The organism is Miniimonas arenae (genome assembly GCF_006351005.1).
Lineage (GTDB): Bacteria > Actinomycetota > Actinomycetes > Actinomycetales > Beutenbergiaceae > Miniimonas > Miniimonas arenae.
Genome location: NZ_VENP01000055.1, coordinates 1 through 21,196, shown reverse-complemented (window position 1 = coordinate 21,196; position 21,196 = coordinate 1). Strand labels below are relative to the sequence as shown.

Below are 21,196 nucleotides of genomic sequence, written 5' to 3'. Positions count from 1 at the left end.
GCGTGGGCACCGATCCGCACGCCGTCGAGCACGAGCACGTGGGCGCCGAGCCAGACGTCGTCGCCGATCTCGATCCCGCGCACGGTGTGCGGCTGCTCGCGGACCGGGACGTCGACCCGGTCGAAGCCGTGGTCGAAGCCGAGGATCGCGCTGCGGGCGCCGATCCGCACGCCGTCGCCGATCCGGACCAGGCCCCGCGCCTCGGTGCCGACGTTGAGGGAGCAGTCCGCGCCGATCTCGACGTCGTCGCGCACGTGCACGTGGGCGGCGAGGTAGGAGCGCTCACCGAGGGCGAACCGGCGCGCGTCGACCACCGCGCCGCGGGCCACGAACGCGGACTCGGCGACGTCGTGGCCGCGCTCGCGCAGCGCCGCCACCCGCGTGGCGTTGGCCACACGCTCGGCGGGTGCGGCGTCGCCGTTCATGACGTGCCAGGGGGCGTACTCCACGACGTCGCCCTCGTGCCGCGTGCTCGACTCCACCTGCGCTCCCTCGCTGCGGGCCCGCGGGCGGACGCCGCAGCGGCGCCGAACGCGGAAGAACTCGCGATCACCCTAGCCATCTGGCGCGCTCCGACCGCGCCTGGACCGCTCCGCGCGGAACGTCCGCCGGTCTTCCGGGGCCCGCACGTCCGGGCGGTTGTGAGGGTTCGCTTCGTCTCGATGGCGTCAGATCGTCATTACAGTGGGAAGGCAACGTCCGTTTTCATCCCCGGAGGCACGAGCATCGTGGCCAGCGCCCCAGCAGCCCCGCCGTCACCGGCGCCCGTCCCCGCGCCGCGCTCCAGCCGCGGCCGCAGCACGCTGTACCGCGGCACCGAGGGCATGTGGTCGTGGGTGCTGCACCGCATCACGGGCGTCGGACTGTTCCTCTTCCTCCTCGTGCACGTGCTCGACACCGCGATGGTGCGGGTGTCCCCGGAGGTCTACAACGACGTCATCGGCACCTACAAGACGCCGATCATGGGCGTGATGGAGGCCGGGCTCGTGGCCGCGGTGATCTTCCACGCGTTCAACGGGATCCGGATCATCCTCGTCGACTTCCTCGCCAAGGGGCCCCGCTACCAGCGCGTGATGTTCTGGGTGGTGATCGGCCTGACCGTGGTGCTCATGGCCGGCTTCCTGCCTCGTCACCTCGGCAACGTGTTCGGAGGGGGGCACTGATGACGAAGCTCGACGCGACCGACCTGCCGGCACCGCGCGCACGCCGCACCACCGCGCTGCGCGGCGGCGCCAACACCGAGCTGATCGCGTGGCTCTTCATGCGCATCTCCGGCGTGATCCTGCTCGTGCTCGTCTTCGGGCACCTCTTCGTCAACCTCATGGTGGGCGACGGCGTGCACGCGATCGACTTCGCCTTCGTCGGCGGCAAGTGGTCCGAGCCGTTCTGGCAGGTCTGGGACCTGCTCATGCTCTGGCTCGCGATGATCCACGGCACCAACGGCGTGCGGACGATCATCAACGACTACGCCGAGCGCACCGGGACCCGGCTCGTCCTGAAGTCACTGCTGTACCTCGCGTTCGTCGTGACCGTGGTGATGGGCACCCTGGTGATCTTCACCTTCGACCCGTGCCCGCCCGGCTCCCCCGCCGACCTGCTGCCCTCCTTCTGCGCGGCCTGACCGGCGAGCTCGCCCCACCGCCCGACCCGCCGCCTCCCGCGGCACCCGAAAGGAAGCACACGTGCAGACGCACAGCTACGACGTCGTGATCGTCGGGGCCGGAGGCGCCGGGATGCGCGCCGCGCTCGAGGCGTCGCCCCGCGCGCGCACCGCCGTGGTGTCCAAGCTGTACCCGACCCGTTCGCACACGGGGGCGGCCCAGGGCGGGATGTGCGCCGCGCTCGCGAACGTCGAGGACGACAACTGGGAGTGGCACACCTTCGACACGGTCAAGGGCGGGGACTACCTCGTCGACCAGGACGCGGCGGAGATCATGGCCAAGGAGGCCATCGACGCCGTGCTCGACCTCGAGCGCATGGGACTGCCGTTCAACCGCACCCCCGAGGGCCGGATCGACCAGCGCCGGTTCGGCGGCCACACGCGCAACCACGGCGAGGCGCCGGTGCGCCGCGCCTGCTACGCCGCCGACCGCACCGGCCACATGATCCTGCAGACGCTGTACCAGCAGTGCGTCAAGCAGGACGTGGAGTTCTTCAACGAGTTCTACGTGCTGGACGTCGTCCTCACGGGCGACCCCGCGACCGACCCGGGGGCCCGCGCCGCCGGCGTGGTGGCCTACGAGCTCGCGACCGGTGAGCTGCACGTGATCCGCGCCAAGTCGGTCGTCTTCGCCACGGGCGGGGCGGGCAAGGTCTACAAGACGACGTCGAACGCGCACACGCTCACCGGGGACGGCATGGCCGTGGCCTACCGCCGCGGCATCCCGCTGGAGGACATGGAGTTCTTCCAGTTCCACCCCACCGGCCTCGCGGGCCTCGGCATCCTGCTGTCCGAGGCCGCCCGCGGCGAGGGCGCGATCCTGCGCAACGCCTCCGGCGAGCGCTTCATGGAGCGCTACGCGCCCACCATCAAGGACCTGGCCCCGCGCGACATCGTGGCGCGCTCGATGGCGAACGAGGTGCGCGAGGGCCGCGGCGCCGGGCCGAACAAGGACTACGTGCTGCTCGACCTCACGCACCTCGAGCCCGCGCACATCGACGCCAAGCTGCCGGACATCACCGAGTTCGCCCGCACCTACCTCGGCGTCGAGCCCTACACCGAGCCCGTCCCGGTGTACCCCACGGCCCACTACGCGATGGGCGGCATCCCGACCAACGTGCGCACCGAGGTGCTGCGCAACAACACCGACGTGGTGCCCGGCCTCTTCGCCGCCGGCGAGGTGGCCTGCGTGTCGGTGCACGGCTCCAACCGCCTCGGCACCAACTCGCTCCTGGACATCAACGTCTTCGGCAAGCGCGCGGGCATCGCGGCGGCGGAGTACGCACAGACGGCAACGCTCGAGGAGATGCCCGAGGACGCCGCGCACGACGTCGGGGTCGCGATCGCCTCGATCCGTGCCGGGGCCGGCACCGAGAACGTCGCCAAGATCCGGCGCGAGCTGCAGGAGACCATGGACGCGAACGCCCAGGTGTTCCGCACCAAGGAGTCGCTCACCACGGTGCTGGCCGACATCGAGGCGCTGCGCGAGCGCTACGCGCGCGTCGGGGTCTCCGACCGCGGCTCGGTCTACAACACCGAGCTCGTCGAGGCGCTCGAGCTGGGCTTCCTGCTCGAGCTCGCCGAGGTCGTGGTCGTCGGGGCGCTCGCCCGCGAGGAGTCCCGCGGCGGTCACTTCCGCGAGGACTTCCCGAACCGCGACGACGAGAAGTTCATGCTGCACACCATGGCCTACCGGGTCCCGCCGACGGCGCGCGTCGCGGGCGAGGCGGGCGAGGTCGTCGGGGCAGGCGAGATCGTCGAGGCCGGCGCGTCCGCCGGCGAGGGCACGCCGCCGAGGCCGACCTTCGAGGGCACCTCCGTGCGCCTGGACTACAAGCCCGTGACCGTGACGCGGTACCAGCCGATGGAGAGGAAGTACTGATGACGGCCACGCTGGAGAACCCGCAGACCGAGATGGGTGCGATCCCCTCGTTCCAGGTGACGATGCGGGTCGAGCGGTTCGACCCGGAGTCCGGCTCCGGCTCGTACTGGCAGGAGTTCACGCTCACGATGCACGGCACGGACCGCGTGCTCGACGCCCTGCACCAGATCAAGTGGGACCTCGACGGCTCGCTGGCCTTCCGTCGCTCGTGCGCGCACGGCGTGTGCGGGTCGGACGCGATGCGCATCAACGGCCGCAACCGGCTCGCGTGCAAGACGCTGCTCAAGGACCTGGACCTGGACAAGCCGGTCGTCGTCGAGCCGATCAAGGGCCTGCCGGTCAAGAAGGACCTCATCGTCGACATGGAGCCGTTCTTCGCCTCCTACCGCGAGGTCATGCCGTTCCTCGTCACCACGGGCAACCAGCCCTCGCGCGAGCGGCTGCAGTCGGTCGAGCAGCGTGCGGTCTTCGACGACACCACCAAGTGCATCCTGTGCGCGGCGTGCACCACCTCGTGCCCCGTGTTCTGGTCCGACGGGCAGTACTTCGGGCCGGCGGCCATCGTCAACGCGCACCGCTTCATCTTCGACAGCCGCGACGAGGGCGCGCAGCAGCGTCTGCAGATCCTCAACGACAAGGAGGGCGTCTGGCGCTGCCGGACCACCTTCAACTGCACCGAGGCGTGCCCCCGCGGCATCGAGATCACCAAGGCGATCGCCGAGGTCAAGCGCGCGATCGTGACGCGCTCGTTCTGACCTACCGGTCGGCGTCGCCGCTCGACTCGTCGCCGCTCGACTCGTCGCTGCTCGACTCGTTCTGCGCCCGCTCGCGCTGCGCCCGGACGGCCTTGCGCGCCCGGCGCGCGGCCCGCCGTCGGGCGAACCAGCCGTCCGGCTCCTCGAGGGCGGCGCCGAGCGCGGCCCCCAGCTCGCGGCGCTGGGCGTCCTTCTCCCGCTCCATCTCCTCGCGCTCGAGCCGCAGTCCCTCCGAGGCGAGCACGAGGCCGGTGCGCGGGTCGTGGTCCCACGCCAGCGTGTGCGGTGCGGACTGCGTGACGTAGTTGGGGCTCTCCTTCGCGTGCAGCGCCTCGGGCGACGCCTGCTCCAGCAGCGGCGACGGGGGGTTCGCCGTCCACGCGGCCACGTAGAGCGCGATGCGCGCCGCGAGGTTGACCCACAGCAGCAGCGTGACGATCACGGCGAACGACTGCAGCAACGGGTTGGCGTCGGCGCCGCCCACCACGGAGGTGCCGAGGAGGCGGAGCACGCCGGTGCCGACCGCTCCGATCATCGCGCCGACCCACAGGTCCTTGCGCGGCGGCCGCGCGCCGCCGACGAACCGGATCAGCCCCGCGAAGACAAAGGTGTCGACGGCGAACGCGCCGACGAGCGCGAGGCCCCGCACGAGCAGGGCCGCGAGGGAGGACTCCAGGCCGAGCTGGTCGGTGACCCAGCCGCCGGCGGCGCCGGCGCCGATCCCGAGGACCGCCGTCGCGAGCACCGCCAGCGCGAGGAGGACGAACCCGCCGAGGTCGCGCAGCTTGGCCACCACGACGTTCCCCGGCGGCGCGGCGATGCCGAACATCGCGCGGAGCGACCCGCCGAGCGCCCCCATCACCGCGAGCGCCGCGAGCAGCAGGGTCACGGAGGCGACCACGCTCGTCCAGCTCAGCGTGGTGCTCATCTGCAGGTCGTCGGGGCTGATGACGCCGTCGTCGCCCGGCCCGGTGTTGATGATGCCGGGGATCGCGCTGTCCACGGCGCTGACGAACGCGTCGCGCAGCTCCTCGTTGTCGCCCAGCAGGGCCATGAAGATGGTGAAGGCGATCGTGAGGGCGGCGAACACCGAGAACAGGCCCGCGTAGGCGATGCCGCCGGCGAGCTGGGCCCCGTGCGCGGCGCCGTAGCGCGCGTTCATCCGACCGAGCCGCGTCTCCTGCGCGCGACGCACCAGCTCCTGCACCCGTTCCATCAGGCTCTGCTGCGCCATCGGTTCACGCCCTTCCGGTCAGCGGGAAGGTCCGCATCGTATGCCAGACGTCGTCCGGGCCGAGCTCGTAGAGCTGGAACCCCGTCACGGCGAACACCGCGTGGAAGGCCTCCAGCGCGGCCTCCGCGGAGTCGAGCAGGTCGGGGGCCGCGTCCTGGGCGACGGTGACGTGCGGGTGGTAGTCGAACCGCAGGTCCTGGGCGAGCGGGCCGCGCCGCGCCGCACGCTGCAGCGCGTCGCACTCCTGGGCGCCCTGCGCGAGCGCGGCGTACACGACCTGCGTGGTCGGCCGGAACGTCCCCGGCCCGGCGAGCTCGACCCGGAACGGCGCGACGGTACGCGCCGCGCGCTCGAGGTGGCGCTCCACGTCGGTGAGGTCGTAGGTCGGCAGCGTCGTGGGCGGCACCAGCGTGATGTGCGGCGGGATGATCTCCTGCCCGGCGTGCCCCTCGACCCGCTCGCGCAGTCCGCGCAGCGCCGTCGACCAGGGCGCCGGCACCTCGATCGCGACGCCGACGCTCGTCCCGCCCGCGAACGGGGAGAGGAACGAGAGCGTCTCGTCGGTCATCGGGACGCGACCCGCGAGCGCGCGGGTGGGACGAGCCCGACGGCGTCGTAGACCCGGGCGAGCGTCTCGCGCGCGATGACGCGGGCGCGGGCGGCGCCGTCGGCGAGGATCTCGTCGAGCTCGGCGGGGTCGGCCATGAGCTCGGCGACGCGCTCGCGCAGCGGACGCAGCGCGGTCACCACGACGTCCGCGACCGCAACCTTGAGGTGGCCGTACATCTTGCCCTCGAACTCGGCCTCGAGCTCGGCCACGGGCACCCCGGACAGCGCCGAGTGGATGGTGAGGAGGTTGGACACGCCGGGCTTGTGCACCGGGTCGAACCGGACGACGGTCTCGGTGTCCGTCACGGCGGACCGGATCCGCTTCGCGACCACCTTCTCGTCGTCGAGCAGCTCGATGAGGCCCGACGGGTTGCCCGACTTGCTCATCTTCGCCGTCGGCTCCGCGAGGTCGTAGATCTTCGCGGTGGCCTTGACGATGTGCGCCTCGGGCACGGTCACCAGCGGGCCGAACCGCGCGTTGAGGCGCTGCGCGAGGTCACGGGAGAGCTCGAGGTGCTGACGCTGGTCCTCCCCGACCGGCACGACGTCGGTGTCGTAGAGCAGGATGTCGGCCGCCATCAGCACGGGGTAGGTGAACAGCCCGACGGTGGTGCCCTCGGCGCCCTGCTTGGCGGACTTGTCCTTGAACTGGGTCATCCGCGACGCCTCGCCGAAGCCCGTGAGGCAGCCCAGCACCCACGCGAGCTCGGCGTGCTCGGCGACGTGCGACTGGACGAACAGCACCGAGCGCTCGGGGTCCACGCCGGCCGCGAGGTACTGCGCGGCCGTGACGCGGCTGCGGGTGCGCAGCGCCTGGGGGTCGGGCGCCACGGTGAGCGCGTGCAGGTCCACCACCGAGTAGATCGCGTCGTGCGTCTCCTGCAGCGCGACCCACTGGCGCAGGGCGCCGAGGTAGTTGCCGAGATGGAGCGAGTCCGCCGTCGGCTGCATCGCCGAGAAGACGCGGGGACGGGGATCGGTCATTGGTGCATCTTCTCAGGTCGGTCGGTCGGGACGGCAAATCGCCCGACGGCGTGGTGTGCGCATCTGCGTGGACGTGTCGGTTCGTGGGGGTTACCCGCCCGAGATGGCACAATTTCCACCGTGGACGCCCCCCTCCTCGCCGACCAGCGCCGCGCGCTGATCCGTGCGCAGGTGGCGCGCGAGGGCGCCGTCCGCGTCGCCGATCTCACCGAGTCGCTCGGGGTGTCGGAGATGACGGTGCGCCGGGACATCGCCGCCCTGGCCGACGAGGGAGTGCTCGCCCGGGTGCACGGCGGCGCGGTCGCGACGCGGACCGCCGCCGAGCCGGCCTTCGCGGAGAAGGCCGAGCGCTCCTTCGCCGAGAAGGCCGCCATCGCCCAGGCCGTCGCCGCGCTGATCGAGCCGGGCACGTCGCTCGGCATCACGGCCGGCACCACGACGGCGGCCGCCGCCCGAGCGATCGCCGCGCTGCCCCACGTCGCGACGCTCAGCGTGCTCACCAACTCCCTGCCCGCGACCGAGGCGCTGCTCGCCGCGGACCCCCGGCCCGCCCTCACCGTCACGGGCGGCGAGCCCACGCCGTCGGCCGCGCTCGTCGGGCCGCTCGCCGAGGCGGCCTGCCGGGACTTCCACCTCGACGTGCTCGTGCTCGGCGTGAGCGGGATGTCGCTGGCCGCGGGGCTCACCTCCCCCAACACGCTCGAGGTCGCGACCCTGCAGGCGTTCGTCGCCGCGGCCGGACGCGTCGTCGTGGCGGCCGACTCCGCCAAGTGGGGCACCGCGGCTCTGCGCACGATCGCCCGCTGGGACGCGGTCGACGTCCTCGTGACCGACGACGCCCTGCCCGCCGACGCGATCGAGGCGCTCGGCGGCGTCGAGGTCCGCACGGTGTCCGCTCACCCCTGATCCGCCCGCCCCGCCCGACCAGCCCGCCCCGCCCGACCCGAACCGAAGGAAGACCATGGCCCTCACCTGGCTGCCCGCCTGGACCACGCAGGAGGGTGCCGCCCGGGTGCGCACCCTGTTCGAGGCGACCTTCGAGACGGCGCCCGACGGCGTGTGGTCCGCCCCCGGTCGGGTGAACCTCATCGGCGAGCACACCGACTACAACGGCGGACTCTGCCTCCCGATCGCGCTCGAGCACCGCTGCTTCGTGGCGTTCGCCGCGCGCTCGGACGACCGCGTCCGGCTCGTGTCGGCGCAGGGCGACGGCACGCTCTGGGAGGCCGACCTCGCGCAGGTCGCCCCGGGGGCGGTCGACGGCTGGGGCGCCTACGTCGTCGGCGTCGCGTGGGCGCTGCGGGAGGCGGGGCTGGCCGTCGGCGGCTTCGACGGCGCGGTGGACAGCTGCGTGCCGTTCGGCGCGGGCCTGTCCTCCTCCGCCTCGCTCGAGGCGGCGTTCGCCGTCGCGCTCGACCACGCGGGCGACCTCGGGCTCGCCGCGAGCGACGAGGGTCGCGCCGCACTCGCCGCGGCCTGCGTGCGCGCCGAGAACGAGATCGCGGGCGCCGCCACGGGCGGCATGGACCAGGCGGCGTCCCTGCGCGCACGCGACGGGTACGCGCTCGCGCTGGACTGCCTCGACGACTCCGTGCACCACGAGCCGTTCGACCCGGCGGGCTACGAGCTGCTCGTCGTCGACACGCGCGCGCCGCACAGCCTCAACGACGGCCAGTACGCCTCGCGTCGGGCGACGTGCGACGCGGCGGCCGCGGCGCTCGGCGTGCCGACCCTGCGGCACTGGCTCGACGCCGCGCCCGACGCGTCCGCCGCGGTCGCCGACGCGCTCGCGCGCCTGACCGACGACGTCGCGCGCCGCCGGGTGCGGCACGTGCTCACCGAAATCGCCCGGACCCAGGAGGCCTTCGCCGCGATGCAGGCCGGGGACTGGACCACGTTCGGCGCGCTGATGAACGCCTCGCACGACTCCCTGCGCGACGACTACGAGGTGACGGTGGTCGAGCTCGACGTCGCCGTCGACACCGCGCGGGCGAGCGGCGCGGTGGGCGCCCGGATGACCGGCGGCGGGTTCGGCGGGTCGGCCATCGCGCTGGTTCCCGCCGGCACGTCCGACGCCGTGGCCTCGGCGATCGCGGCGGCGTTCGCCGATCGCGGGCTCGCCGAGCCGGCGTTCCTCACCTCGAGGGCGGCCGGCCCCGCCGCCTGAGCCAGTCTCCGCCCGGGGGGTGACGGCGGGGTCAGCCGGTGGGGGGATGGCTCCGACACCCGGTGTCGCGACACTTTCCCTGTGAGATGCCAGTGTGTCGTGTACGTTCGAAAAGCCGCGACCCGCACCCGTGATCCCAGGTCGAAGGAGACCGCCATGCCGCTGCCCGTCCGTCGTCTGTCCGCCCTCGTCGCGCTGCCGGCGGCGCTCGTCCTGGCCGGGGCGCTCACCGCCTGCTCCTCCGACGGCGGGGGCGGTGGTGGTGGCGGCGACGACCTCAGCTACGAGGACTCCCCGCTGAACAAGGTCTTCTCGGACATCAGCTCGTGGAGCGACATGTCCGAGGAGGAGATGCAGGCGCTCAACGAGGAGCAGAACCGCAAGGTCGAGGAGCTCGTGGCCGCGTGCATGGCCGAGCAGGGCTTCGACTACGAGCCCAACGTGCAGTCCGCCGGCGTGAGCTACTCCAGCGAGCAGTACGAGGGCATGGAACCGCTCGAGTACGCGCAGCAGTACGGCTACGGCATGACCACGTGGGAGGACACCCCGACCGGGCAGGAGATGTCCCAGCAGGAGCCCGACGAGTACGTCGACCCCAACGCCGACGTGTACGAGACCATGAGCGAGACCGAGCGGGCCGCGTGGGACGCGGCGCTGTGGGGAGCGCCGCAGGAGTACGACGAGGAGGCCGACGCCGAGTCCTACGAGTACGACTGGGAGTCGGCGGGCTGCTACGGCTCCGCGCAGCACCAGGTCTACGAGGTGGACTCGCCCGACGCCGCGCTCATCGCGCTGCAGCAAGACCCGCAGTACGCCGAGCTGTTCGACGGGATGAACGACCTGTACACGAACCTCGCGAGCGACCCGAAGATGAGCGACCTCAACAGCAAGTGGTCCTCCTGCATGGCCGACGCCGGCTACCCGGGCTTCAGCACGGTCGACGACGCGATGAACAGCATCAACGAGGCGCAGAACGCGCTGTACGAGGACGTCGACGAGGACGCCTGGGCCGACCCGAGCTACACCGGCCCGGACCTCACCGAGCTCAAGACGCAGGAGATCGCGACCGCGACCGCCGACTTCACGTGCCGTGCGGAGATCGACTACGAGGACGAGTCGCTGCGCATCCAGTTCGAGCTCGAGCAGGAGTTCCTCGACCAGAACCGGGACGCCATCGACTCCTACGTCGCCGCGGCCCAGGCCGCCCGAGGGTGAGGCTCCCGGGACGGCGCCGCGAGAGCGGCGCGGACGACGGGTCGACGCCCGCCGAACGCGGCGAGCCGGGTGAGGCGAACGAGACCGACGTGCTGGCCGAGCTGCGGCCCGACGGCGCACCCGCCCTGTCCCCCGACGCGCGGCGCTCGGCGGCGCAGGCCCGCACCCCGGTGAACCGCACCGTGTGGGTGATGGCGATCGTCGCCGTCGTGAGCCTGGCCGCCGGCATCGTCCTGTCCCGGTTCGTCATCTCCCCCGCCCAGGCGGCCGCCGAGGTGGCGCCGCCGGAGGCGGGGCCGATCACGGTCGAGGTGGAGCGGCGCGCGCTGTCCAGCGACGTCGTGGCGCGCGGCGACGCGGTGTACGACGACGCCGTGAGCCTCACGATCGAGACCGGCGACCTGGGCGGCCCCGCCGTGGTGACCGGGGCCGTCCCCGAGGTCGGCGCCGAGGTCGCGGCGGGGCGGGTGCTCCTCGAGATCGCGGGGCGGCCGGTCGTCGTGCTCCCCGGCGACCTGCCGGTGTACCGCACGCTGCGCTCGGGGGTCTCCGGGCCCGACGTCGTCCAGCTCCAGGGCGCGCTGGCCTCGCTCGGCATCGACGGCGGCAGCTCGGGCACCTACGACGCGGCGACCGCGGCCGCCGTGGCCCAGCTCTTCACCCAGGCGGGCTACCCGGCCCCGGAGCCGCCGGAGGGTTCGCGCGAGGCGCTCACCGCCGCCGAGGAGGGGGTGCGCTCGGCCGAGGACGCCCTCGCCCAGGCCCGGGCGGCCGTCACGCAGGTCGGCCGGGGCGCGACGAGCTCGGAGCGCATCGCCGCCGACAACGCGGTGAACGCCGCCCAGCGCACCCTCGACGACGCCACGAGCTGCGCGAACGCGGCCGCGCCGATCGACCCCGAGACCGGGCAGGCGCTGCCGAAGGAGCCCTGCGCGACGAGCGTGGCCGACGCGCAGGACGCGCTGCGGCTCGCGAAGGCGCAGCGCGACGAGGCGCTCGCGGCGCCGGACACCTCCGCGGAAATCGCCTCCCGCGACGCGGCCGAACGGGCGCTCGGCGATGCGCAGGCCGCGCTCGCCCAGGCGCAGCAGGACGTGCTGACCCCGCTGCCGGCGAGCGAGGTCGCGTTCGTCGCGAACCTGCCGCGCCGCGTGGACTCGGTCGCGGTGCAGCGCGGGTCCACGATCAACGGCCCGGTGATGTCGATCTCGGGCGCGACGGTCGAGATCGTCGCGAACGTCGCGGACGCGGACGCGGCGCTGCTCGCCGTCGGGCAGGGTGCCTCGCTCGCCGTCGGGGAGGAGACCCTCCCGGCGACGATCGCCGAGATCAACGCCACGCCCACGCGGGGCGCCGCCGCGACGGGCGGCGGCGACGGTCAGGACAGCACGGCGTCAGGGCGGACCGAGGTGGTGCTGCACCCCACGGAGCTGACCGAGGAGCAGCGCACCGCGCTGGTCGGCACGAACGTCCGCGTCACGATCCCCGTGAGCTCGACCGCCGGCGAGGTGCTCGCCGTGCCGATCGCCGCGCTCACCGCGGGCGCGGGCGGGGAGACCCGCGTCGAGGTGCTGCGCGACGGCGCGACCACGCCCGAGCTCGTCGTCGTCACCCTCGGGCTGTCGGCCGAGGGCTACGCGGAGATTACGAGCAGCGAGGCGCCGCTGGCGGAGGGCGACCTCGTCGTCGTCGGGCAGAGCGACGGGGCGAGCGGGGGCACGAGCGACGACGCCTCGGGCGGGGCGGGATGACCCCGGTCATCGAGCTGCGCGGGCTGACGCGCGAGTTCCCCGGGACTCCCCCGGTGGTCGCGCTGCACCCCACCGACCTCGTGGTCGAGCGCGGTGACTACCTCTCGATCGTCGGGCCGTCGGGCTCGGGCAAGTCGACGCTGCTCAATCTCCTGGGCCTGCTCGACCGCCCGACCGGCGGGGAGTACCTGCTCGACGGCGAGCCGAGCCTCGGCATCTCCGAGACGCGCCGCACCCAGCTGCGCGCGGGTCGGATCGGCTTCGTGTTCCAGGCCTTCCACCTCCTGCCGCACCGGACGGTCCTGGAGAACGTGGTGCTCGCGACGATCTACGCGGGCATCGACCGCGCCGAGCGCGTCCCGCGCGCGGTCGCCGCGCTGGAGCGCGTGCACCTCGGCCACCGCCTCTCCTTCCGCCCGCCGACCCTCTCGGGGGGCGAGCGTCAGCGCGTGGCCGTGGCACGCGCCGTCGCCACCTCGCCGCGGCTGCTGCTCGCGGACGAGCCGACGGGCAACCTGGACTCCGTGACCTCGGGCGAGGTGCTCGACCTCTTCGACGAGCTGCACGCGGACGGCCTCACGCTCGCCGTCATCACCCACGACGAGCACGTCGCCGCCCGGGCGCACCGGCAGGTGCGGATCAGCGACGGCGTGCTGGAGGTCGTGCGGTGAGCTCCCTGTCGGCGCGCGACCTGCTCGTCGAGGCCTCGCACGGCATCGGCTCGCGACCCGGACGGCTCGTGCTCACCATCCTGGGCACGGTGCTCGGCATCGCCGCCGTGGTCGTCACGCTCGGGATGGCGCAGACCGGGGCGGGCCAGATCGCCAAGCAGTTCGACGCCGTCGCGGCCACGCAGGCGGTCGCACAGCCGGCGACGACCCAGACCATGGGCGGTGACACCCGCGCCCGGACCACGCTGCCGTGGAACTCCCCCGACCGCGTGCTGCGCCTCAACGGGATCGAGGCGGCGGCACTGCTGGCCGACGTCGACGTGGCGGGCGCGCGGATCTCCGCGGTGCCCGTCGTGGACCCGACGGCTCCGCAGCTCGCTGCGCCCGCCGTCGTCGCCGCGTCCTCCGGACTGCTCGACGCCGTGCGCGGGACGCTGAGCACGGGTCGCCTGTTCGACGCCGGGCACGACGCGCGCGGTGACCGCGTCGTGGTCCTCGGGGCGGGCGCCGCCGAGCGACTCGGCGTCAACCGCGTGGACTCCCAGCCGTCGATCTTCATCGGCGAGCGCGCCTACACCGTCATCGGGATCCTGGGCGACACCGCCCGACGCCGTGACCTGCTCGACGCCGTGATCCTCCCGCTCGGCACGGCGCGGGCCGACTTCGGCCTCGCGGCTCCGGGCGAGCTCCAGATGCGGATCGACGTCGGCGCCGGCTCCCTCGTCTCGGAGCAGGTGCCGATCGCGCTGTCGCCCAACACGCCCGAGAACGTCGAGGTGAGCGCGCCGCCGACCGGCGGGGAGCTCGCGCGGAACGTGCGCGGCGACATCAACGTCGTCTTCCTCGCGCTCGGGGCCGTCGCGCTCATCGTCGGCGGGCTGGGGATCGCCAACGTCACGCTGCTGTCGGTGATGGAGCGCGTCGGGGAGATCGGCCTTCGACGCGCGCTCGGTGCGACCCGAGCGCAGGTCGCGGCGCAGTTCATCGTGGAGTCGGTGGTGGTCGGGCTGCTCGGCGGGCTGATCGGCTCGGCGCTGGGCGTGTTCGTCGTGGTCGGGGTGAGCGCGTGGCAGGACTGGACGCCCATCGTCGACCTGCCGCTCGCCTTCGGGTCGGCGCTCCTGGGCGGGGTGATCGGCCTGCTCGCCGGGGCGTACCCCGCGATCAAGGCGGCCTCGCTCGAGCCCGTGACCGCGCTGCGCGGGGGGCTCTGACGCGGTCCGCCGTGCCGCGGCGGGCCGCGTGTCGGACCTCGGTCCTAGCGTGAGGCCACGATCACCGACGACACGGACGGCGGCCCGGACATGGACACGAACGACGACACGAACAACGGCACGAACGACGGTACGACGGCGAGCAGCACCTCCGGTGCGCCGAGCTCGCGCGAGCGCGAGGACCTCGTCGCGGCGCTCGACCGCCATCACGGCTTCCTCCTCCAGACCGTCCAGGGCCTGGACGAGGCGCAGCTGCGGACGCGCTCGAGCGTCTCGGAGTTCACGCTCGCGGCGCTGCTCAAGCACGTCGCCGAGACCGAGGAGGCGTGGGCCGTGTTCGCCCGCGACGGGGTGTTCCCGGGGGCCGACGAGTGGGCGTCGTGGGCCGCCGACTCGGGCGACGACGCTTCCGACGGCTCAGGCGACGCTGCCGCGGTCGGCGCCGGGTGGGGCGACGATGACGCGTCGGCCACCACCACAACGGGCGACGCGTCCGATGGCGGCTGGGGTGGCGACTGGGGCGTCACGGACGCGGACACGCTGCCCGTTCTCACGGCGCGGCTCGCGCAGGCTGCGGCCGGCACGCGTGAGCTGGTGCGCACGCTCGACCTCGACCGCTCCTTCCCGCTGCCGAGCGCCCCCTGGTTCGAGGCGGGCGCGTCGTGGACCGTGCGCCGGGTGCTTCTCCACATCCTCGCCGAGGTGTCCCAGCACGCCGGGCACGCCGACATCATCCGGGAGGGCATCGACGGCGCCCGCACGATGGGGTGAGCTCAGAGGTCGTAGCGCACGACGAACGGGGCGTGGTCGCTGAACCGCTCGGCGTAGCTCGCGGCGCGGTCGACCCTCGCGTCGACCGCGGCCGCCGCGACGTCCGGCGCCGCGATCTGGACGTCGATCCGCCAGCCGGCGTCGTTGTCGAACGCCTTGCCACGCCACGACCACCACGTGTACGGGCCGTCCACCTCCCCCGCGTGCGCCCGACCGACGTCGACCAGCCCGAGCCCGCCCGCGTCGGCGTCGCCGTACCAGCGGTCCAGGTAGGCCCGCTCCTGGGGCAGGAAGCCCGCCGACTTGAGGTTGCCCTTCCAGTTGCGGATGTCGAGCTCACGGTGCGCGATGTTGATGTCGCCGCCGACCACGAGGCGTCCCGCGGCCCGCAGCACGTCGAGCCGGTCGGACACCCGGTCCAGGTGCGCGTACTTCGCGTCCATCGACGGCGTGCCCACGGTCCCGGAGTACAGGTAGGTGCTCACGAGCGTGAGCCGCTCTCCCCCGACCGTGACGTCCGCCTCGACCCAGCGGCCGACGTCGCCCTCGGGCTCGGGCTCGCCGTCGAGGGTGTGCAGCCCCTCGCGGACGTCGGAGAACGGGAGCAGCGACGCGACGGCGACGCCCGCCCGGCCCTTCGCGCTCGCCTCGACGTGGGTCACGTGCCACTGCGGGCCGAGCAGCTCGCGGACGGTCTCGTCGGGCGCGCGGAGCTCCTGCAGGAGCAGCACGTCCGGGTTGCACTCGGCGAGCCAGGCGGGCATCCCGCGGCGGACGGCGGCACGCAGGCCGTTGACGTTGACGGAGGCGATGGTCAGCACGGCACGAGACTCTGCCAGCACGCACCGACAAGGCCACCGTCGTGTCCACCGTCGGTCGCGATGCGAACGCGACCGGCCAGTCAGCCCTGCTCGGGCACGGCGAACCAGGCCGAGACCATCAGCTCGGTCCCGTCGCGCAGGTCCATCGGCTCGGGCAGCACGGTGCGCAGCGCCCCGGCCCACGGCGCGAGCCACACCTCCTGGACGTCGAACACCCCGCCGGGGGCGTCCGCACGCCACTGCAGCTCCGCCGCCGCGCTCTGCCCCGGCGCGAGAGCGAGCGGCACGACCTCCGCGCCCTCCCCCGACCAGCCGGCCCCCGCGAGGAGGTCGGGGCGCACCTCGTTCCCCTCGGCGTCGGCGAACGCGAGGTCCGGGCGCGCCTCGAGGGTGCAGGGCAGGGCGGAGGCGTTGGTCGCCGTCACCGTCGCGACCCGCAGTCCGCTCGCGGCGTCGAACCCGCCGATCGCCATCGTGAGCGACTCCTCCGCGCAGCTTCCCGGGTCGACGGTGGCGGGCGGCGCCACGCTCGCCCGCACGGCGGGCGGGTCGGTGGGCGTGGCCACCGCCACCGGTGGCTGGGCGACCTCCGCCGCCGTCGAGATCGACGCCGCTCGGCTCGCCCCCGCGAGCAGCACGAGCATGACGAGGGCCAGCGCGCCGAGGACTCCGGCGGCGCGGCCCGCGCGGGGGGCGCGCTCCGGGAGCCGCCGCACCGTGAGGGCGGTGACGAGCCCGCCCCAGAGCACGCCCCACCGCACCGCGGCACCGAGCGCGGGCAGCGTGAACATCCGGACGTGGGCGCCGCCCCGTCCGCCGAAGCGCTCGATCTCAAGCACCACCTGGCCGACCTCGAACGCTCCGACCATGCACACCGCGGCGAGCACGAGACCGGCCCACAGCACGAGCGCGCGCACCACACCCTGTCGCACGACCCGCACGGCCACGAGGGCGGCGAGCGCACCGAGCAGCCCGGTCCCGACCGTCACCAGCGTGACGAGCACCGCCGGGTGCGGCGGGACCGCGTAGCCCGCGACCGCGGGGAGGAGGGTCGGGATCGCGCCGTCGAGCGTCGTCGCCACGTCCCACGGCGCGGCGCGCCGCACGACGTCGCGCACGAGCGCGGCGAGCAGCACCGCGAGTGCCGCGCCCACCCCGACGACGGCGACGCCTCGCCGGCCCGAGGGGCGGCGAGGCGTCGCGCCGGGGGTGTGCTCGCCGTCGGGCGTGGTCGTCGGAGCCTCCTGCGCGGACGTCACGCCGCGCGACGCTCCGCGGCCTCGACCGCGTTGCGGAAGAGCATGGCGATCGTGGTGGGCCCCACGCCGCCGACGCGCGGCGTGATCGCCCCCGCGACCTCGCCGCAGGACTCGTCGACGTCCGGGAGCAGGCGCTTGCCCTCGTACCGCACGCCGCCGCCGACCACCGTGACGCCCGGCGTGAGGTGCTCCGGGCGCAGGATGCCGGGCACGCCGACCGCCGCGATGACGACGTCGGCCCGCCGGGTGTACTCCGGCCAGTCCGGCACTCCGGTGTGGACCACGGTGACGGCCGCGTTCGCCGTCGGGCGCTTCTGGCTGAGCAGCAGCGCGAGGGGCCGCCCGAGCGTCGTGCCGCGACCCAGGATGACCACGTTGCGGCCCGAGACCGGGATCTCGTGGTGCGCGAGCAGCGCCTCGATCCCCGCCGGCGTGCACGGCACGGGCCCCGGCATCCCCAGCGCGAGGCGCCCCATGTTCACCGGGTGCAGGCCGTCCACGTCCTTGTCCGGGTCGAGCTCGAGCAGCGCGGCGTCGAAGTCGATCTGGGGCGGGGTCGGGTGCTGGATGAGCACCGCGTCGACGTCGCCGGCCGCGTTGAACTCGCGCACGACGGCGAGCAGATCCGCCTGCGTGGCGTCCTGCGGCAGGTGCACGTGCGGCGAGGTGAGGCCCAGCGCCGTCGCCTTCTCCATCTTCATCCGGATGTACCCGGCGCTCGCGGAGTCGTCGCCGACGAGGATCGTGCCGAGGCCGGGCCGGTGCCCGGCCGCGACGAGCGCCTCGATCCTGGGTCCGAGGTCGGCGAGGACCGCCTCGGCGACCGGCCCGCCGGGCAGGAGGCGGGCCGTCACTGCTGCAGCCCGGGGTAGAGCGGGAACGCCTCGGTGAGGGCGTCCACGCGCGCGTGCAGCGCCTCGACGTCCGTGCCGGACCCGTTCACCAGCGCGGTCGCGATGATGTCGGCGACCTCGGTGAACTCCTGCGCGCCAAAGCCGCGCGAGGCCAGCGCGGGCGTGCCGATCCGCAGGCCCGAGGTGACGCGGGGCGGGCGCGGGTCGAACGGCACCGCGTTGCGGTTCACGGTGATGCCGGCGGCGTGCAGGAGGTCCTCGGCCTGCTGGCCGTCGAGCGGGGAGTGGCGCAGGTCCACGAGCACGAGGTGGACGTCGGTGCCGCCGGTGAGCACGGACACGCCCGCACCTGCGACGTCGGGCTGCGCGAGGCGGTCGGCGATGATCTGGGCGCCCTCGAGGGTGCGCGCCTGGCGGTCGCGGAACGCCTGCGTCGCAGCCACCTTGAACGCCACGGCCTTCGCGGCGATGACGTGCATGAGCGGGCCGCCCTGCTGGCCCGGGAACACGGCCGAGTTGAGCTTCTTGCCCCACGGCTCCTCGTCCTTGGCGAGGATGAGGCCCGAGCGCGGGCCGCCGAGCGTCTTGTGGACGGTGGAGGACACGACGTCGGAGTGCGGCACCGGGGACGGGTGCAGCCCGGCCGCGACCAGGCCGGCGAAGTGCGCCATGTCGGTCCACAGCAGCGCGCCGGACTCGTCCGCGATCGAGCGGAACGCCTCGAAGTCGAGGTGGCGGGGGTAGGCGGACCAGCCGGCGATGATGACCCGCGGGCGCACCTCGAGGGCCTGCGCGCGCAGCGCGTCGTAGTCGATGCGGTGCGTCTGCGCGTCCACCTCGTAGGCGGCGACGTCGTACAGCCGGCCCGAGAAGTTGATCTTCATGCCGTGCGTGAGGTGACCGCCGTGGGCGAGCGAGAGCCCGAGGATCGTGTCCCCCGGGGTGGCGAGCGCGTGCAGGACGGCCGCGTTCGCCGTCGCGCCCGAGTGCGGCTGGACGTTCGCGTACCCGGCACCGAAGAGCGCCTTCACACGCTCGATGGCGAGGTTCTCCGCGACGTCGACCTCCTCGCACCCGCCGTAGTACCGCTTGCCGGGGTAGCCCTCGGCGTACTTGTTGGTGAGGACGCTGCCCTGCGCCTGGAGCACCGCGCGGGGCACGAAGTTCTCGCTCGCGATCATCTCGAGCGTCTCGCGCTGACGGGTGAGCTCACCCTCGAGCACGGCGGCGATCTCGGGGTCGAGGTCGGCGAGCGGCGAGGTGGCGATCTGCTCGGCGGTGGGCTCGGCGATCTGGTCGGTCGACGGATGAGTCATGGGAACACTCCTGCCTGGGACGGACACGGACGATCCGCGGGCGCGCGTGGAGGCGTCCACGGTGCCATCGGGACCCAGGCGGGCGACCCCTCGGCGTGCTCTCTCATCGCTCCCCGGTGGTGGCTCCACCCGGCGCCAGTCGCGACCCGGTCAGCCTACCGGTCCGTCGCGCGTCGAACGCGCCGGCTCAGGCGCCGGGGATCGCCTCGGACAGGTCGGTCTCGCCGAGGATCTTGCGCAGATAGGCGTAGGTGAGGTCGCCGGCGTTCTGGTCGTACTGGTGCTCGAACCCGTGCCGCGCGTACATCGCGAGGTTCTGCCGGGAGTCCTGGCCCGTGAAGACCCAGACCTCCTGGGTCTGCTCCGGCAGGTACTGCAGCACCGCGAGCAGCAGCTGGGTCCCGATGCCGAGCCCCTGCAGGTCCGGCACGACGGCGAGCCGGCCGAGCGTCGCGCGCCCACCTTCCAGCTCGACCCGGATCGAGCCGACCATCCGGTGGCCGCGCCAGCCACCGATCGTCACGACGTCGGCACGCGCGAGGTCCGCGCGCAGCTCCTCCAGCGTCTGCGTGAGGGCGGGCAGGTGCGGGTCGCCGTAGCGCTGGGCCTCGGTGACGAACGCCGCGCGTCGGACGGTGAGGAGCTCACCCGCGTCGGCGTCGTCGACGACGTCGATGCGCAGGGGCTCGTCCTGCTCGCCCTGCCCACCCGGGGACTGCTCGCCGTCGGGCTGCGCCGCGCCGTCGGCGCGCTCGGGGCCCGCGTGCTCGGCCTGCTCGCTGCTCATGTGCCGATCATGGCAGACCCGGCGAGCGGAGGGACCGGTAGCCTGCCCCGGTGACGCGATGGGTTCTCACGCTCTCCTGCCCCGACCGGCCCGGCATCGTGGCGGCCGTTGCCGGGGCGCTCGCCGGGCTTGCGGGCAACATCACGGAGTCCCAGCAGTTCGGGGCCGCGGAGTCGGGGCGGTTCTTCATGCGCGTCGAGGCCGAGATCGACGAGGCCGTGGCCGACCGGGCCACGGTCGAGGCGGCCCTGGGCGCGGTCGCGGAGCAGTTCGGGATGGACTGGTCGCTCGACGTCGTGGGCCGGCCCGTACGCACGGTCGTCATGGTCTCGACCGCGTCGCACTGCCTGCACGACCTGGCCTACCAGCAGCGGTCCGGCCGGCTCGAGGTGGACATCGTCGCCGTCGTGTCGAACCACGAGGCGCTGCGGCCGATCGCCGACTTCTACGGGCTGCCGTTCCACCACGTGCCCGTCACGCGCGACACCAAGGCCGAGGCCGAGGCGGCGCTGCTGCGCCTGGTCGAGGAGACCGAGGCCGAGCTCGTGGTGCTCGCGCGGTACATGCAGATCCTGTCCGACGACCTGTGCCGCGCGCTCGCCGGCCGCGTCATCAACATCCACCACTCCTTCCTCCCCTCGTTCAAGGGGGCGCGGCCGTACGCGCAGGCGCACCAGCGCGGCGTGAAACTCATCGGCGCGACGGCGCACTACGCGACCGCCGACCTCGACGAGGGCCCGATCATCGAGCAGGACGTCGAGCGGGTCGAGCACGGCGACACCGTCGCCGAGCTCCAGGCGATGGGCGAGGACGTGGAGCGGCGCGTGCTGGCGCGGGCCGTGCGCTGGCACGCGGAGCACCGCGTGCTGCTCGACGGCGGTCGGACGGTCGTCTTCCGCTAGGCACGCGCTCGCTGCCGCCGGCTCGCCTGGCCAGCGGTGGGGGCGGAGGCTCGACTGCCCCCGCCCCCACCGTCTGGCCTGCGGCCGCGCGACGTCCTGTCAGCGCACCGACACCGTGACCGGGGCGCTGACCGTCGACCCGGCCGCGTTCGTCAGCTCGACACGGTAGGTGTGCTGACCTCGCGTGGCTCCCGTGACCGTGGTCGAGGCGGACTGTGCGTGCGGCGTGGCTGCCGTGAGGGGTCCCTCCGCTATCACGGTGTCACCCTCGAGGAAGCGGTAGGACGTGGCGTTGGTACCCCACCACATGTTCGCCGTGAGTGTGAACCTTCCGTCCCTGTCCC

22 protein-coding genes and 1 riboswitch are annotated in these 21,196 nt (G+C 73.7%); of the genes, 12 read left to right on the top strand and 10 right to left on the bottom strand.

Features of this window, described 5'->3' with window-relative positions:
- Positions 1 to 482 (bottom strand): LbetaH domain-containing protein (locus FH969_RS12380; RefSeq protein ID WP_484204490.1); only part of this gene is annotated, 482 nt, incomplete at its 3' end.
- 246 nt (positions 483 to 728) lie between these two features.
- Here FH969_RS12380 and sdhC point away from each other — a divergent pair.
- The 4 genes from sdhC to FH969_RS12360 all read left to right on the top strand — a co-directional run bounded on the left by sdhC (position 729) and on the right by FH969_RS12360 (position 4,297).
- Entirely contained in the window at positions 729 to 1,163 is a 435-nt protein-coding gene (gene sdhC / locus FH969_RS12375) for a succinate dehydrogenase, cytochrome b556 subunit (RefSeq protein ID WP_281285380.1), read from the top strand.
- Entirely contained in the window at positions 1,163 to 1,621 is a 459-nt protein-coding gene (gene sdhD / locus FH969_RS12370) for a succinate dehydrogenase, hydrophobic membrane anchor protein (RefSeq protein ID WP_108719312.1), read from the top strand. Before sdhC ends, sdhD begins: the two co-directional genes overlap by 1 nt.
- A 61-nt stretch (positions 1,622 to 1,682) precedes the next feature.
- Positions 1,683 to 3,542 carry a succinate dehydrogenase flavoprotein subunit gene (sdhA, locus tag FH969_RS12365; protein ID WP_139987442.1) on the top strand — a complete coding sequence of 620 codons (1,860 nt, stop codon included), beginning with the start codon at positions 1,683 to 1,685 and terminating at the stop codon, positions 3,540 to 3,542.
- Positions 3,542 to 4,297: a succinate dehydrogenase iron-sulfur subunit gene (locus FH969_RS12360; RefSeq protein ID WP_108719310.1), complete on the top strand. Its 756-nt coding sequence runs from the start codon at positions 3,542 to 3,544 to the stop codon at positions 4,295 to 4,297. Before sdhA ends, FH969_RS12360 begins: the two co-directional genes overlap by 1 nt.
- 1 nt (position 4,298) lies before the next feature.
- Here the strand turns inward: FH969_RS12360 and FH969_RS12355 are convergent, their stop codons facing one another.
- The 3 genes from FH969_RS12355 to trpS are packed head-to-tail and all read right to left on the bottom strand — an operon-like array spanning position 4,299 to position 7,124.
- Entirely contained in the window at positions 4,299 to 5,531 is a 1,233-nt protein-coding gene (locus tag FH969_RS12355) for a YihY/virulence factor BrkB family protein (protein ID WP_139987441.1), read from the bottom strand.
- 4 nt (positions 5,532 to 5,535) lie between these two features.
- Positions 5,536 to 6,099, bottom strand: a complete 564-nt coding sequence (locus tag FH969_RS12350) for a 2'-5' RNA ligase family protein (protein ID WP_139987440.1) — start codon at positions 6,097 to 6,099, stop codon at positions 5,536 to 5,538.
- Complete coding sequence (gene trpS / locus FH969_RS12345) at positions 6,096 to 7,124, bottom strand: tryptophan--tRNA ligase (protein WP_139987439.1); 1,029 nt, start codon at positions 7,122 to 7,124, stop codon at positions 6,096 to 6,098. The genes FH969_RS12350 and trpS overlap by 4 nt, the downstream gene beginning before the upstream one ends.
- A 120-nt stretch (positions 7,125 to 7,244) precedes the next feature.
- Between trpS and FH969_RS12340 the strand changes: the two genes are divergently transcribed.
- From FH969_RS12340 to FH969_RS12310, 7 genes are all read left to right on the top strand, one after another.
- On the top strand, positions 7,245 to 8,030 hold the full coding sequence (locus tag FH969_RS12340; RefSeq protein ID WP_234417506.1) for a DeoR/GlpR family DNA-binding transcription regulator: 786 nt from the start codon (positions 7,245 to 7,247) through the stop codon (positions 8,028 to 8,030).
- A gap of 55 nt (positions 8,031 to 8,085) precedes the next feature.
- On the top strand, positions 8,086 to 9,291 hold the full coding sequence (gene galK / locus FH969_RS12335; RefSeq protein ID WP_139987437.1) for a galactokinase: 1,206 nt from the start codon (positions 8,086 to 8,088) through the stop codon (positions 9,289 to 9,291).
- Between the two features lie 156 nt (positions 9,292 to 9,447).
- Complete coding sequence (locus FH969_RS12330; RefSeq protein WP_139987436.1) at positions 9,448 to 10,506, top strand: hypothetical protein; 1,059 nt, start codon at positions 9,448 to 9,450, stop codon at positions 10,504 to 10,506.
- The gene (locus FH969_RS12325) at positions 10,503 to 12,257 is read left to right on the top strand and encodes an efflux RND transporter periplasmic adaptor subunit (RefSeq protein ID WP_246071919.1); all 1,755 of its coding nucleotides are present in this window, start codon (positions 10,503 to 10,505) and stop codon (positions 12,255 to 12,257) included. The genes FH969_RS12330 and FH969_RS12325 overlap by 4 nt, the downstream gene beginning before the upstream one ends.
- Positions 12,254 to 12,928: an ABC transporter ATP-binding protein gene (locus tag FH969_RS12320; RefSeq protein WP_108719303.1), complete on the top strand. Its 675-nt coding sequence runs from the start codon at positions 12,254 to 12,256 to the stop codon at positions 12,926 to 12,928. Before FH969_RS12325 ends, FH969_RS12320 begins: the two co-directional genes overlap by 4 nt.
- A complete protein-coding gene (locus tag FH969_RS12315; RefSeq protein WP_370445285.1) occupies positions 12,925 to 14,142 on the top strand; it encodes an ABC transporter permease in 1,218 nt (405 codons plus the stop codon). The genes FH969_RS12320 and FH969_RS12315 overlap by 4 nt, the downstream gene beginning before the upstream one ends.
- Before the next feature lie 90 nt (positions 14,143 to 14,232).
- The gene (locus FH969_RS12310) at positions 14,233 to 14,913 is read left to right on the top strand and encodes a mycothiol transferase (protein ID WP_139987435.1); all 681 of its coding nucleotides are present in this window, start codon (positions 14,233 to 14,235) and stop codon (positions 14,911 to 14,913) included.
- Positions 14,914 to 14,915: 2 nt separating this feature from the next.
- Here FH969_RS12310 and FH969_RS12305 read toward each other — a convergent pair whose 3' ends face one another.
- From FH969_RS12305 to FH969_RS12285, 5 genes are all read right to left on the bottom strand, one after another.
- Complete coding sequence (locus FH969_RS12305; RefSeq protein WP_139987434.1) at positions 14,916 to 15,734, bottom strand: exodeoxyribonuclease III; 819 nt, start codon at positions 15,732 to 15,734, stop codon at positions 14,916 to 14,918.
- Between the two features lie 80 nt (positions 15,735 to 15,814).
- Entirely contained in the window at positions 15,815 to 16,993 is a 1,179-nt protein-coding gene (locus tag FH969_RS12300; protein WP_139987433.1) for a DUF4232 domain-containing protein, read from the bottom strand.
- Complete coding sequence (locus FH969_RS12295; RefSeq protein ID WP_139987432.1) at positions 16,990 to 17,847, bottom strand: bifunctional 5,10-methylenetetrahydrofolate dehydrogenase/5,10-methenyltetrahydrofolate cyclohydrolase; 858 nt, start codon at positions 17,845 to 17,847, stop codon at positions 16,990 to 16,992. The genes FH969_RS12300 and FH969_RS12295 overlap by 4 nt, the downstream gene beginning before the upstream one ends.
- Positions 17,844 to 19,163 (bottom strand): serine hydroxymethyltransferase, encoded by a 1,320-nt coding sequence (gene glyA / locus FH969_RS12290; RefSeq protein ID WP_139987431.1) that lies wholly within the window; start codon positions 19,161 to 19,163, stop codon positions 17,844 to 17,846. The genes FH969_RS12295 and glyA overlap by 4 nt, the downstream gene beginning before the upstream one ends.
- Before the next feature lie 65 nt (positions 19,164 to 19,228).
- A riboswitch (ZMP/ZTP riboswitch) is annotated at positions 19,229 to 19,316 on the bottom strand.
- A 34-nt stretch (positions 19,317 to 19,350) separates the two neighbouring features.
- Positions 19,351 to 19,950, bottom strand: a complete 600-nt coding sequence (locus tag FH969_RS12285; RefSeq protein WP_139987430.1) for a GNAT family N-acetyltransferase — start codon at positions 19,948 to 19,950, stop codon at positions 19,351 to 19,353.
- 50 nt (positions 19,951 to 20,000) lie between these two features.
- Between FH969_RS12285 and purU the strand changes: the two genes are divergently transcribed.
- On the top strand, positions 20,001 to 20,852 hold the full coding sequence (gene purU, locus FH969_RS12280) for a formyltetrahydrofolate deformylase (RefSeq protein ID WP_139987429.1): 852 nt from the start codon (positions 20,001 to 20,003) through the stop codon (positions 20,850 to 20,852).
- 99 nt (positions 20,853 to 20,951) lie between these two features.
- Here the strand turns inward: purU and FH969_RS12275 are convergent.
- Positions 20,952 to 21,196, bottom strand: a 245-nt coding sequence (locus FH969_RS12275) for a chitinase N-terminal domain-containing protein (RefSeq protein WP_281285378.1), incomplete at its 5' end; no start/stop codon positions are given.

Excerpts from the sequence above, each read along its gene's own strand:
- sdhD (WP_108719312.1), top strand. The coding sequence starts at position 1,163 with ATGACGAAGCTCGACGCGACCGACCTGCCGGCACCGCGCGCACGCCGC.
- FH969_RS12360 (WP_108719310.1), top strand. The coding sequence starts at position 3,542 with ATGACGGCCACGCTGGAGAACCCGCAGACCGAGATGGGTGCGATCCCC.
- FH969_RS12355 (WP_139987441.1), bottom strand. The coding sequence starts at position 5,531 with ATGGCGCAGCAGAGCCTGATGGAACGGGTGCAGGAGCTGGTGCGTCGC.
- FH969_RS12350 (WP_139987440.1), bottom strand. The coding sequence starts at position 6,099 with ATGACCGACGAGACGCTCTCGTTCCTCTCCCCGTTCGCGGGCGGGACG.
- trpS (WP_139987439.1), bottom strand. The coding sequence starts at position 7,124 with ATGACCGATCCCCGTCCCCGCGTCTTCTCGGCGATGCAGCCGACGGCG.
- galK (WP_139987437.1), top strand. The coding sequence starts at position 8,086 with ATGGCCCTCACCTGGCTGCCCGCCTGGACCACGCAGGAGGGTGCCGCC.
- FH969_RS12330 (WP_139987436.1), top strand. The coding sequence starts at position 9,448 with ATGCCGCTGCCCGTCCGTCGTCTGTCCGCCCTCGTCGCGCTGCCGGCG.
- FH969_RS12320 (WP_108719303.1), top strand. The coding sequence starts at position 12,254 with ATGACCCCGGTCATCGAGCTGCGCGGGCTGACGCGCGAGTTCCCCGGG.
- FH969_RS12310 (WP_139987435.1), top strand. The coding sequence starts at position 14,233 with ATGGACACGAACGACGACACGAACAACGGCACGAACGACGGTACGACG.
- glyA (WP_139987431.1), bottom strand. The coding sequence starts at position 19,163 with ATGACTCATCCGTCGACCGACCAGATCGCCGAGCCCACCGCCGAGCAG.
- FH969_RS12285 (WP_139987430.1), bottom strand. The coding sequence starts at position 19,950 with ATGAGCAGCGAGCAGGCCGAGCACGCGGGCCCCGAGCGCGCCGACGGC.